Source organism: Sphingobium sp. B11D3B (assembly GCF_025961735.1).
Classification (GTDB): Bacteria; Pseudomonadota; Alphaproteobacteria; order Sphingomonadales; family Sphingomonadaceae; genus Sphingobium.
The window spans coordinates 2,500,142-2,516,616 of the sequence record NZ_JAOQOF010000001.1 but is presented as its reverse complement, the minus strand read 5'-3'; the positions used below and the strand labels follow the sequence as shown (position 1 = coordinate 2,516,616).

Annotated in this window: 13 protein-coding genes; 8 read left to right on the top strand and 5 right to left on the bottom strand. The window is 64.8% G+C overall.

The genetic code is table 11. The features are described 5' to 3' along the window. Positions 1–21 precede the first annotated feature (21 nt). Positions 22–1,785, top strand: a complete 1,764-nt coding sequence (locus tag M2333_RS11690; RefSeq protein ID WP_264611874.1) for a pyrroloquinoline quinone-dependent dehydrogenase — start codon at positions 22–24, stop codon at positions 1,783–1,785. A gap of 18 nt (positions 1,786–1,803) precedes the next feature. On the opposite strand, the gene M2333_RS11685 is transcribed toward M2333_RS11690, so the two are convergent. The 5 genes from M2333_RS11685 to M2333_RS11665 form a co-directional block, all read right to left on the bottom strand. Next, positions 1,804–2,688: an MBL fold metallo-hydrolase gene (locus M2333_RS11685; RefSeq protein WP_264611873.1), complete on the bottom strand. Its 885-nt coding sequence runs from the start codon at positions 2,686–2,688 to the stop codon at positions 1,804–1,806. Between the two features lie 63 nt (positions 2,689–2,751). Continuing rightward, a complete protein-coding gene (locus tag M2333_RS11680; RefSeq protein WP_264611872.1) occupies positions 2,752–3,501 on the bottom strand; it encodes a glutathione S-transferase family protein in 750 nt (249 codons plus the stop codon). A gap of 67 nt (positions 3,502–3,568) precedes the next feature. Then, entirely contained in the window at positions 3,569–4,426 is an 858-nt protein-coding gene (gene sseA, locus M2333_RS11675; RefSeq protein WP_264611871.1) for a 3-mercaptopyruvate sulfurtransferase, read from the bottom strand. 116 nt (positions 4,427–4,542) lie between these two features. Further along, on the bottom strand, positions 4,543–6,864 hold the full coding sequence (locus M2333_RS11670; protein WP_264611870.1) for a TonB-dependent receptor: 2,322 nt from the start codon (positions 6,862–6,864) through the stop codon (positions 4,543–4,545). A 201-nt stretch (positions 6,865–7,065) separates the two neighbouring features. Beyond that, a complete protein-coding gene (locus tag M2333_RS11665; RefSeq protein ID WP_264584132.1) occupies positions 7,066–7,956 on the bottom strand; it encodes a TauD/TfdA dioxygenase family protein in 891 nt (296 codons plus the stop codon). Between the two features lie 222 nt (positions 7,957–8,178). Between M2333_RS11665 and M2333_RS11660 the strand changes: the two genes are divergently transcribed. The 7 genes from M2333_RS11660 to nirD all read left to right on the top strand — a co-directional run bounded on the left by M2333_RS11660 (position 8,179) and on the right by nirD (position 16,358). Beyond that, complete coding sequence (locus tag M2333_RS11660; protein WP_264578074.1) at positions 8,179–8,760, top strand: ANTAR domain-containing response regulator; 582 nt, start codon at positions 8,179–8,181, stop codon at positions 8,758–8,760. Next, positions 8,757–9,965 (top strand): CmpA/NrtA family ABC transporter substrate-binding protein, encoded by a 1,209-nt coding sequence (locus M2333_RS11655; RefSeq protein ID WP_264611869.1) that lies wholly within the window; start codon positions 8,757–8,759, stop codon positions 9,963–9,965. The genes M2333_RS11660 and M2333_RS11655 overlap by 4 nt, the downstream gene beginning before the upstream one ends. A 102-nt stretch (positions 9,966–10,067) precedes the next feature. Next, on the top strand, positions 10,068–10,379 hold the full coding sequence (locus M2333_RS11650) for a GIY-YIG nuclease family protein (RefSeq protein ID WP_264605878.1): 312 nt from the start codon (positions 10,068–10,070) through the stop codon (positions 10,377–10,379). 405 nt (positions 10,380–10,784) lie between these two features. Further along, on the top strand, positions 10,785–12,035 hold the full coding sequence (locus M2333_RS11645) for a nitrate/nitrite transporter (protein ID WP_264611868.1): 1,251 nt from the start codon (positions 10,785–10,787) through the stop codon (positions 12,033–12,035). 56 nt (positions 12,036–12,091) lie between these two features. Then, the gene (locus M2333_RS11640) at positions 12,092–13,282 is read left to right on the top strand and encodes an alginate export family protein (RefSeq protein WP_264611867.1); all 1,191 of its coding nucleotides are present in this window, start codon (positions 12,092–12,094) and stop codon (positions 13,280–13,282) included. A 206-nt stretch (positions 13,283–13,488) separates the two neighbouring features. Further along, positions 13,489–16,023, top strand: a complete 2,535-nt coding sequence (gene nirB / locus M2333_RS11635; protein WP_264611866.1) for a nitrite reductase large subunit NirB — start codon at positions 13,489–13,491, stop codon at positions 16,021–16,023. After that, complete coding sequence (nirD, locus tag M2333_RS11630; protein ID WP_264574324.1) at positions 16,020–16,358, top strand: nitrite reductase small subunit NirD; 339 nt, start codon at positions 16,020–16,022, stop codon at positions 16,356–16,358. The genes nirB and nirD overlap by 4 nt, the downstream gene beginning before the upstream one ends. Positions 16,359–16,475: the final 117 nt, after the last annotated feature.

The window sequence follows — 16,475 nt, the reverse complement described above, 5'->3', positions numbered from 1 at the left end:
TGCTCAGATATGGAGTTTATAATGAGCAAGCCTTCTCTTGCTGCAATGACCTGGGCCGCTTTGGCCTTGGCGGGTCTTTCAATGCCGTCCCACGCGCAAGGCGTGAGGGAGCGCTACGAGCCGGTCACCGACCAGATGCTGCGCGATCCGCCTGCGGGGGAGTGGCTCTCCTGGCGCCGTACGATGGACAATCAGGGGTACAGTCCGCTCGCGCAGATCGACCGCGAGACGGTCGGCCAGTTGCAGCTCGTCTGGGCGTGGCCGATGGCCGATGTGGGCGTGCAGGAAACGGCGCCGCTGATGCATGACGGCATCCTCTTCCTGCAGACCAACAACAATATCGTCCAAGCGCTGGATGCCCGCACCGGCGACCTGATCTGGGAATATCGCCCGGCCCTCGCCAAGATTCCCGCCGACTGGAGCTATCAGGCCTATCAGAGCCGCCGCCAGAAGAACTCCATCGCGCTCTATGAGGATAGCGTGGTGCTCACCACGGTTGATGCGCGCATCATCATATTGGATGCGCGGACGGGCGAGGTCCGTCGCGAGGTGCAGGCTCTCGATTACCGCAAGGGCTATAGCTACACGGTCGGCCCGCTCGTCGTGAACGGCAAGATCATCTCGGCGATTTCCGGCTGCTCTACCGCCGGGTCGGCGGGCGGCTGCTACATCATGGCGCACGACTTCGAGACGCTCAAGGAGCTGTGGCGGGTCAACACCATCGATGATCCCGCCAATCCGGCGCAGGGCAAGAGCTGGGGCGCGGTGCCGCCGGCCAATCGCTGGGGCGGCACGCCCTGGGCAACCGGCTCCTACGATCCGCGGACGAACACCACCTTCTGGGGGACCGGCGGCCCCGGCCCTTATTCGGAGCTGATCCGCGGCACCGGCAAGGGCAACGTCCTCTACACCAATTCGACGCTGGCAATCGATGCCGATACCGGCAAGATCAAATGGTATTACCAGCATCTCCCCCGCGACAACTGGGATCTCGACAGCCCCTTCGAGCGCGTGCTGGTCGATGTGCCGGAGGGCGGCAAGATGCGCCGCCTGATGATCTCCGTGGCGGGCAAGAACGGCATCTTCTTCGCGCTGGATCGCGACACGGGAAAATATCTGTGGTCGAAGGACACGGTGTTCCAGAATTCCGTCTCGCGCATCGATCCGGACGGGACGGTTCATACCAATGAGGCGATGATCATCAAGGCGCTGGGCGAGGAAGTGAATATCTGCACCTCGATTTCCGGCGGGAAATTGTGGCAGGCCGGAGCCTATAGCCCGCTCACCGGGCAGTTCTACGTGCCGCTGACCGAGGCGTGCAATACCATCTCGGCAACTCAGACCAAGTTCACGGCCGGCAACATCATCGCGTCCATGAAGTTTGGGCCGCGCACCTTGCCTGAAGGCGTGACGGATGCGGGACTGGTCGAGGCAATCAATATCGGCGCGCGCAAGCCGAGCGTCGAGGGCTGGAAGGCGCGGCAGCGCACCGTCCCGACATCCTCGCTGCTGGCGACCGGGGGCGGGCTGGTGATCGGCGGCGATGCCGGCCGCTTCGTCAAGGCCTGGGACCAGAAGACCGGCGTGGTCCTCTGGCAGCAGCGGCTCAATGCGCCGGTCGGCGGCTCGCCGATGACCTATGAGCTGGACGGCGAGCAATATCTCGTCGTCCCCACCGGCTATAGTGTTTCGGCAAGCTCCATCGCGGCGGCGTTCCCGGAGACACCGCTGCCCTCCGGCGCGGGCAACTCGATCTTCGTGTTCAAGCTGCCGGCGAAGAAATGACCTGCCTGAACAACGTCCTCAAAAGGCGTCGATGGGAAGCTTGAGGTAGCGCACGCCATTGCTTTCCGGCGCTGGCAGATGGCCACCCTGCATGTTCACCTGTATGGACGGCATCAGGAGCTGAGGCATGGCAAGCGACCTGTCGCGGGCCTCGCGCATCGCGACGAAGCTCTCCTCGTCGATGCCGTCCCGCACATGGATGTTCGCCGCGCGCTGGGCTGCCACAGTGGTCTCCCAACAGAAGCTATCGCGGCTCGGCGCCTTGTAATCATGGCAGAGGAACAGGCGCGTCTCGGCCGGCAGGGCGAGAAGGCGGCGGATCGAGCGGAACAGGGTGCGCGCATCCCCACCGGGGAAGTCCGCGCGGGCCGTGCCGTAATCCGGCATGAACAGCGTGTCGCCGACAAAGGCGGCGTCGCCGATGAGAAAGGCGAGGTCGGCGGGGGTGTGGCCGGGCACATGCAGAACCTCGCAGTCGAGATTGCCCAGCGGCAGGCTGTCACCATCCTCGAGCAGCCGGTCAAACTGCGAGCCATCCCGTGCGAAATCGCTGCCGGCGTTGAATAGCTGCCCAAACAGCGCCTGCACGGTGATGATCGCGCGGCTGACCGCCAATTGGCCGCCGAGCCTCGCCTGCAGATAGGGCGCTGCGGAGAGATGATCGGCATGGATATGGGTTTCCAGGTGCCAGGCGACGCTCAGTTCCGCCTCAAGCACGTGCGCCGTGATGGCATCGGCCGAGGTGAACGCGGTGCGCCCGGAGGCCGGATCGAAATCCAGCACGCTGTCGATGATCGCCGCCTGCCGGGACAGCGGATCATGCACGACATAGCTGACGGTAAAGCTCGGCTCATGGAAAAAGGCGGCGATCCGGGGACCGCCGCGCGCTTGGCACATCGTCATGCTTGTTGGTCTCGAATGGGCGCGGACAGCCGGCGAACCGGCCGTACACGGACCGGGGCTTGTTCAGGCGGTCGGCATCTTCAGGCCGAAGATGGAATGCAGGCCGGGATGGCGACCGATGCCGCCGAACAGATCGCAGCCGCGCTCATACCAGTCGCGCAGGAAATCATCCTCGGGGAGGGGCGGCGTCTTCGCGACGGAGGCGGCCCACAGGAAGATGGAGAGCGCGGAATAATCGGCAAAGTCCGGCGCCTCGCCGCCGAGCCATCTGCGCTCGCGCAGCACTTCGCGCAGCGGCTCGAGCTGCGGCACGACCAGCGGCAGGCGCTCTTCCCGTCCGGCCTGCGCGTCCTCCAGCGTGCGTCCGCCCAGAAAATCCCGCTCGCGGCTTTCGCGCACATAGGGGCGATCTTCCGGCAGGGAGAGATCGTGATAGTCGAGGATGTAGCATTGGAACCAAGGCTTGATCGCGGTGGCCCACAGCCAGGTATCCAGGAACTTCACATAGTCATGATGGTCCGGATTGCGGAACAGCATCGGGCGGTCGGGATAGGCGCGGTCGAGATAATCCGCGACGACGAAATCGCCGCTGCGCAGGCTCTCGAACACCCATGTGTCGCCATCGCTGATGCCGGGATGGAAATCGGTGCGGCCACCCGTGCGGCGCGAGAGCGAGGTAAAGCCCCCCTCGCTCATCTCGGCCTCCAGCCCCTTATGGGCCACGGCATATTTGGCCTGCCAGCAGAAGGGGCTGATCGTCGCGCCGGTGACGAGATTGAGGTCGTAGATGCGGATGGAGTTGGTCTGGGTCATGGCACTCTCTTTCGCCGGCCGAGGGGCGTGGCGGGGTTTGTTCGAGGGGAAGTCTGCTGCCGTCCGCTCAGGCGGGAGCAGGTTTAGCGGGGCCTTTGGCCTTGGGCAGGGACGGGTCGGCACCCCATTCCGTCCAGCTTCCGTCATAAAGCGCGACATCCTCCTTGCCGATCCGCTCCAGCGCGAGGGCAAGCGCGCAGGCGACGACACCGCCGCCGCAACTGGTGATGATCGGCTTGGAGAGGTCTACGCCGGCGTTTGCGAACACGCCCCTGAGCGTTTCGTCGCTCTTGAATGTCCCGTCCGCCTCGAACAGATCCCAGAAGGGCACGTTGATCGAGCCGGGGACATGGCCGGATGCAACGGCGGGATTGGGGTCTTCATCCGCGCCGCTGAAGTGGGCAGCGCCGCGGCCGTCGATATGCTGGGCGGTCTGGTCCTCGATGTTGCGCAGAACGTCCGCCTTGTCACGCAGGCGCGCCGCATCGAACGACGCCGTGAAGGTGCTCGGCGCCCGCGTCTCGATGCCCGTGGCGAGCGGCCGCCCCTCGGCCTTCCATTTCGCCAGGCCGCCATCGAGCATGGCAACATTCGGCAGGCCGTACATGCGGAACATGAACCAGGCCCGCGCCGCCGTCTTCACCACGCTGTCATCGTAAATGACGATGCGTTGATCGGCAGAAACGCCCAGCTCGCGCATCCGGGCCGAAAACTGCTCCGCCTGCGGCATCGTATTATCGATGGGGGAGGCGGCATCGACCAGATGAAGCAGATCGAGAAACACCGCGCCCGGAATGTGCCCGGCTTCATATTCGGCGGCGGACTGCCGCTCCGGCTCGAAATGGTGCCGCGTCGCATCGACGATGCAGAGATCGGGAGCGCCAAGCTGCTCGGCGAGCCATTGAGTGGAAACGAGATTGTCCATAGCGGTCCTCATCGATGCCGGGCGACCCGTGTTTTGCGATGCGTCGCCATGCTGTTGTGCCGGTCAGGCAAATCCGGGGCCTGTGACGGCCCCGGACCTGAACTTTCATTGTCTGCTCAGAACTCGTAGCGGGCGGTGACGGCCCACTCGCGCGGTCTGGACGGGGTGGCCTGGATGCCGGCCGTCGAGGTCGGGCCAATGCCGGTATAGTAGAAGGTGTCGGTCAGGTTGCTGACGGACGCCGAGAGCGTCAGCCCGCTCGCATCCGGCTGCCAGCTCACCCGCGCCCCAAGCAGGCCATAGCCCGGCTGGGACTGGCTGAGCGTGTTGCGCAGATCGTACCAAATGCGGCTGCGCCAGTTCCAGTCGGCGCGCAGGCTCACATCGCCGGCGGAACCCAGGTCAATGTCATATTGCGCCGCGACGGCATAGTTGAACGCCGGGGCGCCGACCGGCTCGCAGGTCGGGCAGGGGCCGTTCGGAACCGCTGCTGCCGCACCGAGATCGGTATAGTCGAACTTGTTGTAGCCGAGCATGCCGTTCATGGTCAGGCCCTGCGCAGGGCGCGCCGTTACCTCCGCCTCCACGCCACGAATGCGGGCGCTACCTGCATTGGTGCGCAGCGAGTTGGGGACACCGTTGAGGTCCGGCACGATGGCGGTGACCTGGCGATTGGTGAAGTTCGTCTGGAAGACCGCGAAATTGGCCTGCAGCAAGCGATCGAACAGATTGAGCTTCGCGCCCAGTTCGTAGGACGTCACCGTTTCCGGCAACACCGCAGTAACCTGCGCCGCGCTGAGCGGACGCGGATTGAAGCCGCCCGAGCGGAAGCCGCTGGAAACCGCGCCGTAAAGGAACACGTCTTCGCTGGCCTTGAAGTCCAGACCGACGCGATAGTCGACACGATCATAGGCGACATCGGCCGTGGTGTAAGCGAAGGGCCGCGTGCCGGTCTCGTAATAGAGACGGTCGAACACATAGTCCTTCTTCTCGTTGCTGTAGCGCAGGCCACCGTTCAGCTTGAGCTGATCGGTGAGCGCAAAGGCGACATGCGCGAAGGCCGAGTAGTTCTTGCTCTTCGAGATATCCTTGGTGAACTGGGTCAGGTTGAGCGTAGCGAAGTAGACCCAGCTGTCATAATTGCCGGTGGCGGTGTAATAATAGCCGCCCAGCGTCCAATCCAGCCGGTCATCGATCATCAGGCCCGACAGGCGGACTTCCTGGCTGAACTGGTGGTGGCCCAAAGTCTCCGCGCTGCCGCCCAGGTCCATCGGCGAGCCATCGCCATCGCGCCCGAAGAAACCGTCATATTTTCGCCACGCCGTGATCGAGGTGAGGCTGATATTCTCGCCGAGTTTCCAGTCGATCTTGCCGGTGATGCCCCACTGATCGAGATTGCTCTCATTGGGCAGGGCCAGACCGTTGCGGCCGGGCTGATAGGCGGCATAGGTCGTGTAGGGCGAGTTGGTGATGAAGCGGCTGTCGTAGGGAATCCCGTACAGCGGCACGCCGATGGTGGCATTGTATGACGTCAGCGTCGGGCTGATGGTGAGCAGCTTGTAAGCGCTCTGCGCCGTATGATCACGGGAATAATCGCCCGTCACGGTCACTTCGAGATCATCGCTCACCAGCGCGCGCAGAGAGGCCCGCGCCGCCTTGGTGTTGATGTTGCCGAGCTTGCCGACCTCACATCCGGATTCCGTCGTTCTCTGGCGCAGCAGGTAGGACAGCGGCGCCGTGCCCGCGCCGGTGCTGCCGGGGTTGGCGCAGGCGAAGTCCAGCACGGACATATAGCCCTCGCGGCTCAGCGACGCACCGGAAACGCGCAGGAAGACGCGATCCTTGATGAGCGACGCATCGAAGGCGCCGCGCACGTCCATGCGGTCGTAGCTGCCTGCGGTCGCTTCGACATAGCCGGTGTTGCTGCCGGTCGCCTGCTTGGAAACGAGCCGAAGCGCGCCGCCGAGCGAGTTCTTGCCGAACAGCGTGCCCTGCGGACCGCGCAGAACCTCAGCGCGCTCCAGGTCCAGCAGGCCGAGCACGCCGCCGAACACCGTGCCGTGATACACGTCGTCAACATAGACGCCGATCGCAGGCTCGATGGTGAACTGATAGTCGGACTCGCCGATGCCACGGATGGTCGACTGGAGCGACTTGCCAAAGGCAGCGCTGCCTTCCCGCAGATAGATGTTCGGCGTGGTGTTGGACAATGCGGTCACGTCCCGCGCATCGCGCGCCACCAGTTCGTCGCCGGTGACGGCGGTGATGGCGATCGGCACGGTCTGCAGGCGTTCCTCGCGGAAGCGCGCCGTCACCACGATGTCACCGTCGGTTCTGGCCGTCTCGGCCGCATCCTGCGCGATGGCAGGCGCCGTGACGCACAGGCTTGCCAGCACGGCTGCCGATGCAGAACAACCAAAAATCGTCTTGAGCCCCATATCACTCTCCCTTGAAATCGCTGCTACTCTAAGCGCCGCTCTTTGGGCGGTAGCTTGGCTGGCGCGTGGGCCGCGGCTGACGAGCCGGCGGCGTGTCGATCCAACGATGGGCGGATATCATCGCTCATGAACAGCGGCCATGAGGGCGCGGCGATAACCGTTATTCAGCTTGTGCATATCGACCCCCCACGGCGGCGCTGATCAGGTCCGCCGCGCCTCGATCGCTGACATTTCCTCGCCATATTCACAAATGGTCGAGCGACGCAGGTCGCGCTTCACACCGAAGTAATCGAACGGGCGGGCGCGATGCAGGGTGCACCGATTGTCCCAGATGAGCAGGTCTCCCTGCTGCCACCGGTGGCTGTAGATAAATTGCGGCTGGGATGCGAAGGCGACGAGGGCGTCCAGCAAGGCGCGACCCTCGGCTTCATCCATGCCGATGATATGGTCCGCATGCGAGCCGATCACGAGGCACTTTCGGCCGGACGCGGACAGGCCAACAATGTCATGGGTGACCGCCGGATACATCTCCTTGAGCGCCAGCGTGCCCTCAAAGCCGATGCGCTGGCGCGAGATCCAGACATTATGCTCGGCAATGCGCCCGTCGATACGGCTCCGTAGATCCTCGGGCAGCGCGTCGTACACGGCACGGGTGTCGACCAGCTCCGTCTCACCGCCCTCGCTGGTGACGCTGTGGCCGAGCAGGAGTGACCATTTGGTTGGCATGGCGTGGAAGGAACTGTCCATGTGGAACAGCTCATTGCCCTTGTTGTTGGCGACCGCCTTGTCGTCCGGCGCCATGATCTCTCCGTCCAGCCGAAGATTGGAGGCATCGTACAGCAATGGGCTGATCCGCTTGCGGGGAGCGGCGCCATCAGAGCGCGTGCCATGCGGCAATTCCAGCGGGCCGAACGCCCGGCTGAAGCGAATGTGATCCGCGTCATCGATGTGCGATTGCCCGCGGATGACGAGCACGGCATGTTGCGCCATCGCCTCTTCGACGAAGTCGACCAGCGCCTGATCCGGCTCGCTGGAAAGGTCAGCGCCGATAAGTTCCGCTGCAAACAGCGGATGAAGCGGATTGATCTCCATGCATCGTCTCCCGATATTTTTATCGAGACTTATGGCGTGGCCTGACGAGGGCAACGGTGTGGTGGCGCATGGGGCTTATCGGCTCCGTGCATAACGCCATCACGAAGTGGAGCTTGAGCCCGCCCCATTAGCCACTCGCCGTTACAGGCCGCGCCGCGGCTTTATGTTTGACTACAGCCCTTCGCTTGGCGCAGTTGCGCTGCGGGTGCGAAGAGAGATCTCATGAGAATCGTCATCGTCGATGATAGCGGCGCGCGCGCGACGGTCCTTGAGGAAGGGCTGCATGATGCCGGCTATGACGACATCCATGTCGTTCCCCCACGCGGCGCCTTCGTCGCGCGGCTCGAGCGCATGGCGCCGGACGTGGTGCTGATGGACCTCGGCAACCCCAGCCGCGATACACTGGAAGAAATGCTCACCGTCAGCCGTGCGCTGGCCAAGCCGATCGCGATGTTCGTCGACCAGTCGGATGACAGCATGATCGAGGCCGCGATCGATGCCGGCATCTCGGCCTATGTGGTGGACGGGCTGCGCAAGGAGCGGATCAAGCCGATCCTCGATCTGGCGATCCGTCGCTTCAATGCCTTCGCCCGGATGCAGGCTGAGCTGGACGATGCCCGCACGCAACTGGCCGACCGCAAGACGATCGACCGCGCCAAGGCCATCCTTATGGCCCAGCGCGGCCTCGGCGAGCCGGAGGCCTATGCGCTGCTCCGCTCCAGCGCGATGAACCAGGGGAAGAAGATGGTCGATATCGCCGCGGCCCTGATTACCGCGCATGACCTGCTGGGAGGCACGCCGTGACGCCGATCCGCATTGCTTTTTTGGGCCTGACCGATGCCGCCGTGCTCGTCGCCGCGCGCGAAAAGGGATTCGCGCAGGCCGAGGGCGTCGCGCTCGATCTGATGCGCGATACCAGTTGGGCGACGCTGCGCGACCGGCTCGTCTACGGCCAGGTGCAGGCCGCGCACATGCTGGCCCCGCTCGCGGTGGCGGTCACGCTGGGCTTGAGCCAGCAGCCTTGCGCGCTTTCCGCGCCCTACAAGCTCAACGTCAATGGCAATCTCATCGTCATGGCGCCCGGCTTTTCCGCCGCGCTGGAGCCGGGCACGTCCGCGCGCCTCAACGATCCGCTGGCGACCGCGCATGATTTCGCCACCGCCATCGGTCTGCATCATCGCAAGCCGATCATCGGCGTCGTCCATCGCTTTTCCAGCCATGCTCTTGTGCTGCGCTACTTCCTCGCCAGTGCCGGGATCGACCCGGACCGCGACGTGGTGATGCGCGTCCTGCCGCCTTCCTTGATGGTCGAGGCGATGCGCGCGGGCGAGATCGACGGGTTCACGGCGGGAGAGCCATGGGGCAGTGCGGCCATCGAGGCTGGGCTTGCCGAAGCCGTCGCCGCGAGCGAGCGTCTCTGGCAGCGCGGCGTCGAAAAGGTGCTCACCTTCCGCACCGACTGGATGGAAGCCAATCCGGATGCCGTCGATGCGCTGCTGCGCGCCATGGCCAAGGCGGCGCTCTGGTGCGACGATCCCGCCAATCGCGCGGAACTGGCCTTCCTGCTCGCCGGGCCGGCCTATCTTGATCAGCCAATCGCGCTGGTGGAGCGTGGGCTGGCCGGGCGCATCGTTGCGCGGCAGGGCGAGCCGCCGGTCGACCTGCCCGACTTCCTGCTCTTCGCCCGTGAGGCCACGCCCTTTCCCTGGCAGAGCCAGGCGCTGTGGATCTACTCCCAGTTCGTGCGCTGGCGCATGGTGAAGCCGAGCGAGGCGAGCCGCGCCAAGGCCGCGTCCGTCTTCCGCCCGGACATCTACCGCCGCGCGCTGGCCGACAGCGACGCGCCGATGCCGGGCGCCAGCAGCAAGGTGGAAGGCGCCCTCATCAGCCCACTCCCCATCGGCGCCCCGCGCGGCGCGATCACGCTGGGGCCGGACCGGTTCTTCGATGGCCGCAAGTTCGATCCGGATCAGATCGAGGCGTATCTGGCGGGGTTCGAGCGGGGGTGAGGGCGGCTTGATCGAAGTCGGACGCGAGCGACTTCGCGGCGGTCATCTTTTCCGCTCACCCCGTCATTCCCGCGAACGCGGGAATCCAGCAGCGAGCTAGCGATGAAGCGCAGCATCGAACCTTATGTCTACCTGCTGGCGTCGCGCCGCAACGGGACGCTCTATCTGGGCGTGACCTCCAATCTGATGCAGCGCGTGGCTCAGCACCGTACTGAAACCTTCGGTGGCTTTACGGCGGAACATGGAGTCAAGCTGCTGGTCTGGTTCGAGCAGCACGCGACGATGGAACACGCGATTCTACGCGAAAAGCAGATCAAGAAGTGGCGCAGAGCCTGGAAACTTGATCTGATCGAGCAAGCCAATCCCGATTGGCAGGACCTTGCAGTCAGCCTTGGTTTTGCGCCGCTCGACTGACTGGATTCCCGCGTTCGCGGGAATGACGAAGATATGGCGTAAGATGTTGGCTTCCCGCACCGTCTCGCATTACCCGCCTCAGCCTGGCCACGCCGAGAGCGCACCGCCGCCCGAAATTCCTCCAACATGCCTCGCGCCTCCCGCGCAAAATGCCCAACAAGAAGCGCCCCGACCCCATCCAAAATTGTGCCTTGCAACATGAGCCGAATCGGGAGATAGTATCCCCGTTACGCGATGAGGCGTGACCGCTTGGACAGGCGCTCCATTGAGGGAGCGGGCCGCGTCCTCCCAAATTTTGCAGCAAAGCCGCTGGCCAGACATGTGCATTTTTGTGCGCATCGTCTGCCGAGCGGCTTTTTTCGTTTCACCGCCCATCAAGGGGCTTCGTCACTAAGGGGACGTGACATGGCAACGATAATCCGTGACGTACAGGGCATGAGCGCCACACCGGCATCATCCGAGAAAAGCAATTTCTGGCGCGTGGGCCACAAGCCGACGCTGATCGCCTCGTTTCTCTATTTCGATCTCGCCTTCATGGTCTGGGTGATGCTCGGCCCACTCGCGCCGGACATCTCCGCCACGCTGGGCCTGTCGGCTGCGCAGAAGGGGCTGATGGTCGCAACGCCCACGCTGATGGGCGCCATCCTGCGCGTCGTGAATGGGCTGCTGGTGGACCGGATCGGTCCCAAGCTCTCCGGCGCGATCAGCCAGGTCATCGTCATCGTCGGACTGCTGACGGCCTGGATGATGGGCGTGGACAGCTTCGGCGGCACGCTGGCGCTGGGTGTGATCCTCGGCTTTGCGGGCGCCAGCTTTGCCATCGCGCTGCCACTGGCTAGCCGCTGGTATCCGCCCGAGCATCAGGGCAAGGCGATGGGTCTTGCCGGTATGGGCAATTCCGGCACGGTCCTCGCCGCGCTGTTCGCGCCGACGCTGGCCAAGCTCTTTGGCTGGAACGCGGTGCTGGGCCTCGCCTGCATTCCGCTCGCGATCGTCTTCGTGATCTACATGGTGATGGCCAAGGACGCGCCGAATCAGCCCGCGCCCAAGAAGGTCCTCGAATATTTCAAACCGCTCCAGATGGCGGACGCCTGGTGGCTGATGGGCTTTTATGCCGTCACGTTTGGCGGTTTCTCGGGACTTTCCGCCTCGCTCAGCATCTACTTTACCGATCAGTTCCTGCTCAGCCCGATCATGGCCGGCTATTGCACGGCGGCCTGCGTGTTCGCCGGATCACTGGTGCGGCCAATGGGCGGGGCGCTGGCGGATCGGGTCGGCGGCATCAACACGCTTGTGCTGGTGTTCCTCGTCGCCGCGCTGGCCCTTGCCGGGGTGAGCATGGCGACCACGCTCCCCGCCGCTCTCGGTCTCTTCGTGCTGGCCATGCTGGCGCTGGGCACGGGCAATGGCGCGGTGTTCCAACTTGTGCCGCAGCGCTTCCAGGCGGAAATCGGCATCATGACCGGACTGGTCGGCATGGCTGGCGGCGTGGGCGGCTTCTACTTGGCCTCCTCGCTCGGGTTTGCCAAGCAACTCACCGGCAGCTTCTCCTCGGGCTTCCTGATCTTCGCCGGCCTCGCGGTTCTGGCGCTCGCGGGGATGCTGGCGGTCAAGAGCAAGTGGCGCGCGACCTGGACGACCGGCGCGCGCATCTGATGACGTGACGATGGGGCGGGGCCGGTGGCTCCGCCCGTCTCATCAGGGGGAAAATCATGAAATACTTTTCTATCACGGCGGCCCTGCTGGTCGCCGCCGGGCCGGCTTGCGCCCAGGATCTCACAGTCAAGCCGCTCGCTGAGCTGCGCCTGCGCTATGAGAGCGTCGATCAGGACGGGCTGGCCCAGCCCCAAGCCGATGCGGCAACGGCCCGGCTCCGCGCCGGCGCACAAGCCAGCTTTGGCCCGCTCTCCGCGCTGGTGGAAGGGCAGGGCACGCTCCGCCTCGCAGGGGATGCCTTTGACGGGTTGAACGGCGCGGCCAACCGGCCGCTCATCGCCGACCCGCAAAATGTGGCGCTGTCCCGCGCGCAGATTGCCTATCGCACGCCGTCTTTTGCGCTTACCGCCGGGCGGCAGCGCATCATGCTGGATGACGAGCGCTTCGTCGGCGCGGTCGGCTTCCGGCAGAACGGCCAGAGCTTCGATGCCGTGCGCGGGGAATGGACCGGACTTCCGGGCGTTCGCGCGGATGTCGCCTTTGTCTGGCAGGTACGCACCATCTGGGGTGTGGATGGCGCCGGTGCCCGGCCGCGCAGCATCGACGGCGATAGCGTGCTGACCAACGTCTCGGCCAAAACGCCGCTCGGCACCGTTACCGGCTTTGCCTATCTGATCGATCAGGACGAGGCGGCGGTGCAGGGCTATCGGCTGTCGAGCCAGACCTATGGCGTCCGGCTCGCGGGGACGCGCAAGCTCTCGGCCTCCACGAAGCTCGGCTATGCGCTCAGCTACGCGCGGCAGAGCGATTATCGCCGCAATCCCAATGATTATGCGGCGGACTATTGGCTGGCGGACGTGACGCTGGATGTTACGGCCCTCAAGCTCAACGCCGGTTATGAAGTGCTCGGCGCGTCCGGCGGCGCCGCGTTCACCAGCTTCCAGACGCCGCTCGGCACCAATTTCAAGTTTCAGGGGTGGGCGGACAAGTTCCTCACCACCCCGCCCGATGGCCTGCGCGATCTCTACGCGGGCGCGAGCTACGGCCGGCGGGGCGTGACGGTGCAGGCCATCTATCACCGATTCGAGAGTGACCGGCTGGCGCGTCATTATGGCGACGAGATCAATCTCCTCGCCAGTGTGAAGCGTGATAAGGCCACGGTATCTGCGCGTTTTGCACGCTATGCGGCGGACAGCTTCGGGACCGACACCAGCAAGGTGTGGCTGCAACTGGATTGGGCGCTGTGACGATGACGCGCCGGAATCGCTTGCGCGGTCTCGCGAATCGCGCCATGTTGCAGTGCGAAGGGCAAGGACGCCCGACGGATTTCATAGCTGAGACTGGCCCGCGGATGGGCCGTCAGGGCGCGATGTGATGGCAAAGCCGCCATCCAGGCTTCGGTTCAAACACCGGAGCCCGGATGGCGGCTTTTTTTCGTTTTGGAGCAAGGCACATGGACTTCCAGGATTATCGGGGCGGAGGGGCAGCACCGGAGGCGGGACCATCGGAAGGGGCATCGGGCGGCAGCGCTGCGCCGCGCGAACATCTGGTGGTGATCGGCAATGGCATGGCCGGTTGCCGCGCCGTCGAGGAGCTGCTGGCGCGCGATGCCGGGCGCTACCGCGTCACCATCTTCGGCGCCGAGCCGCATGTGAACTATAACCGCATCATGCTCTCCCCGGTGCTCGCCGGTGAGAAGAGCTTTGACGAGATCGTCATCAACACGACCGACTGGTATCGGGAGAACGGCATCGATCTGATCGTGAGCGATCCGGTCATCGCCATTGATCGTGCCGCGCGCACCGTCACCAGCCGCTCGGGCCGGGTCGTCGCTTATGACCGCCTGCTCATCGCCACCGGATCGGACCCGTTCATCATCCCCGTGCCCGGGCATGACTTGCCCGGCGTCATAAGCTTCCGCGACATGAAGGATGTCGACACGATGGTCGCCGCAGCCGATGCCGGCGGCGAGGCCATCGTGATCGGTGGCGGTCTGCTCGGGCTGGAGGCCGCGCACGGGCTTTCCTTGCGCGGCATGAAGGTGACGGTTCTGCACCTGCCCGGCACGCTCATGGAGCGCCAGCTCGATGAAGCCGCGGGCTGGCTGCTCAAGACGGCGTTGGAGGCGCGCGGGCAGACCATCCTCACCGGTGCCGATACCGCTGAAGTCTTTGGGCAGGGCAAGGTCGAGGGCGTGCGCCTGAAAGATGGCCGCGAGATCCCCGCGAGCCTCGTCGTCATGGCCGTCGGCATCCGCCCCTCGGTGGCGCTGGCGCGCGAGGCCGGTTTGGAGGTCGGGCGCGGCATCAAGGTGGACGATCATATGGTCACCTCGGACCCCGCGATTCTCGCGGTCGGCGAGTGCGTGGAGCATGACGGGCAGGTCTATGGCCTCGTCGCGCCCTTGTGGGACATGTGTCGCAGCCTTGCGGACGGTCTAATCGGCAAGGCGAACCCCTATCGCGGTTCGGTCACCTCCACCAAGCTCAAGGTCTCGGGCATCGATGTCTTCTCCGCGGGCGACTTCTCCGGCGCGGGCGCGGGCTGCGAGGACATCGTGCTGCGCGATGCCAGCCGGGGCGTCTATAAGCGCCTCGTATTGCAGGACGACCGGATCGTCGGCGCAGTGCTTTATGGGGATACCGGCGATGGGAGCTGGTATTTCGATCTGCTCCGCAAAGGCGAGAGCGTCGCGGACCTGCGCGATCTGCTGATCTTCGGCCAGGCCTTCGCCTCCGGGGGTGGGCAGGCGGACCCTAAGGCGGCCGTTGCGGCGCTCTCGGACGATGCCGAGATTTGCGGCTGCAACGGCGTGTCCAAGGGCCAGGTCGTCTCCTGCATCGCCAAGGGCGCGCACAGCCTCGATGCCGTGCGCGCGACCTGCAAAGCCTCGGCCAGCTGCGGCTCCTGCACGGGCCTTGTTGAGACATTGCTGGCAATCACGCTGGGCGATGATGTCCAGTCCGGCCCGAAGACGATGTGCAAATGCACCAGCTTCACGCATGACGATGTGCGCCGCGAGATCGTCGCGCAAGGCATGCGGTCGATCCCCGAGGTGATGCAGAAGCTGCACTGGGGCACGCCGGATGGCTGCGCCTCCTGCCGCCCCGCGCTCAATTATTATCTGCTCTGCGCCCTGCCGGGTGACTATGTGGACGACCAGCAGAGCCGCTTCGTCAATGAGCGCCTCCATGCCAACATCCAGAAGGACGGCACTTATTCGGTGGTGCCGCGCATGTGGGGCGGCCTCACCAATCCGCGCGAGCTGCGCGCCATCGCCGATGTGGTCGAGAAATATGACGCGCCGATGGTCAAGGTCACCGGCGGCCAGCGGCTCGACATTTTCGGCATCAAGAAGGAGGATCTGCCCGCCGTCTGGGCCGATCTGAACGCCGCCGGCATGGTCTCGGGCCATGCCTATGGCAAGGCGCTGCGCACGGTGAAGACTTGCGTGGGCAGCGAGTGGTGCCGCTTCGGCACGCAGGATTCCACCGGACTTGGCGTGCGGCTGGAAAAGATGAGCTGGGGCTCGTGGATGCCCCACAAGTTCAAGATCGCCGTCTCCGGCTGTCCCCGCAATTGCGCGGAAGCGACCATCAAGGATTTTGGCGTGGTCTGCGTGGACTCGGGCTATGAGCTGCATGTGGCGGGCAATGGCGGAATCCATGTGCGCGCCACGGACCTCCTCTGCCGCGTCTCCACCGAGCAGCAGGTGCTCGATTATTGCGCGGCCTACATCCAGCTCTACCGCGAGGAAGCCCGCTATCTGGAGCGCACCGCGCCTTGGGTCGAGCGGGTCGGCATCGATTATGTGAAGCAGCGCATCGTCGAGGATGAAGTGGGGCGCGAGGCGCTGTGCGCGCGTTTCCTCTATTCGCAGAGCTTCAGTCAGGACGATCCCTGGGCGGCCCGCGCGGAGGGCGGCGAGCGCGAGCAGCACGCGCATATGGCGCAGTTCAAACCCGTCAAAGCGGAGGAAATGGCATGATCGGCGATTGGCTCGACATCGGCTGGGTGAACGAAATTCCCGTACGCGGCAGCCGCACCGTCACCGTGGATGGCGCGGGGGAGATCGCCGTGTTCCGCACCGGGGACGACAAGGTCTTTGCCCTGCGCAACCGCTGCCCGCACAAGGGCGGCCCGCTGAGCCAGGGCATCGTCCACGGCCACAGCGTCGCCTGCCCGCTGCACAATTGGAACATCGCGCTGGCAACCGGCGAGGCGCAGGGTGAGGACAAGGGCTGCACGCCGACGATTCCCGTGAAGGTCGATGGCGGTCGGGTGCTGATCTGCCGTACCGGCACGCTGCAGGCGGCAGCGTGATGGGGGCGATTGCTTCTCCCTCTCCCCTTCAGGGGAGAGGGCTGGGGAGAGGGGTATTGCGTCGTTGACCCCCGCCAATCCCAGTTCCCCTCTCCCAACCCTCTCCCCTGAAGGGGA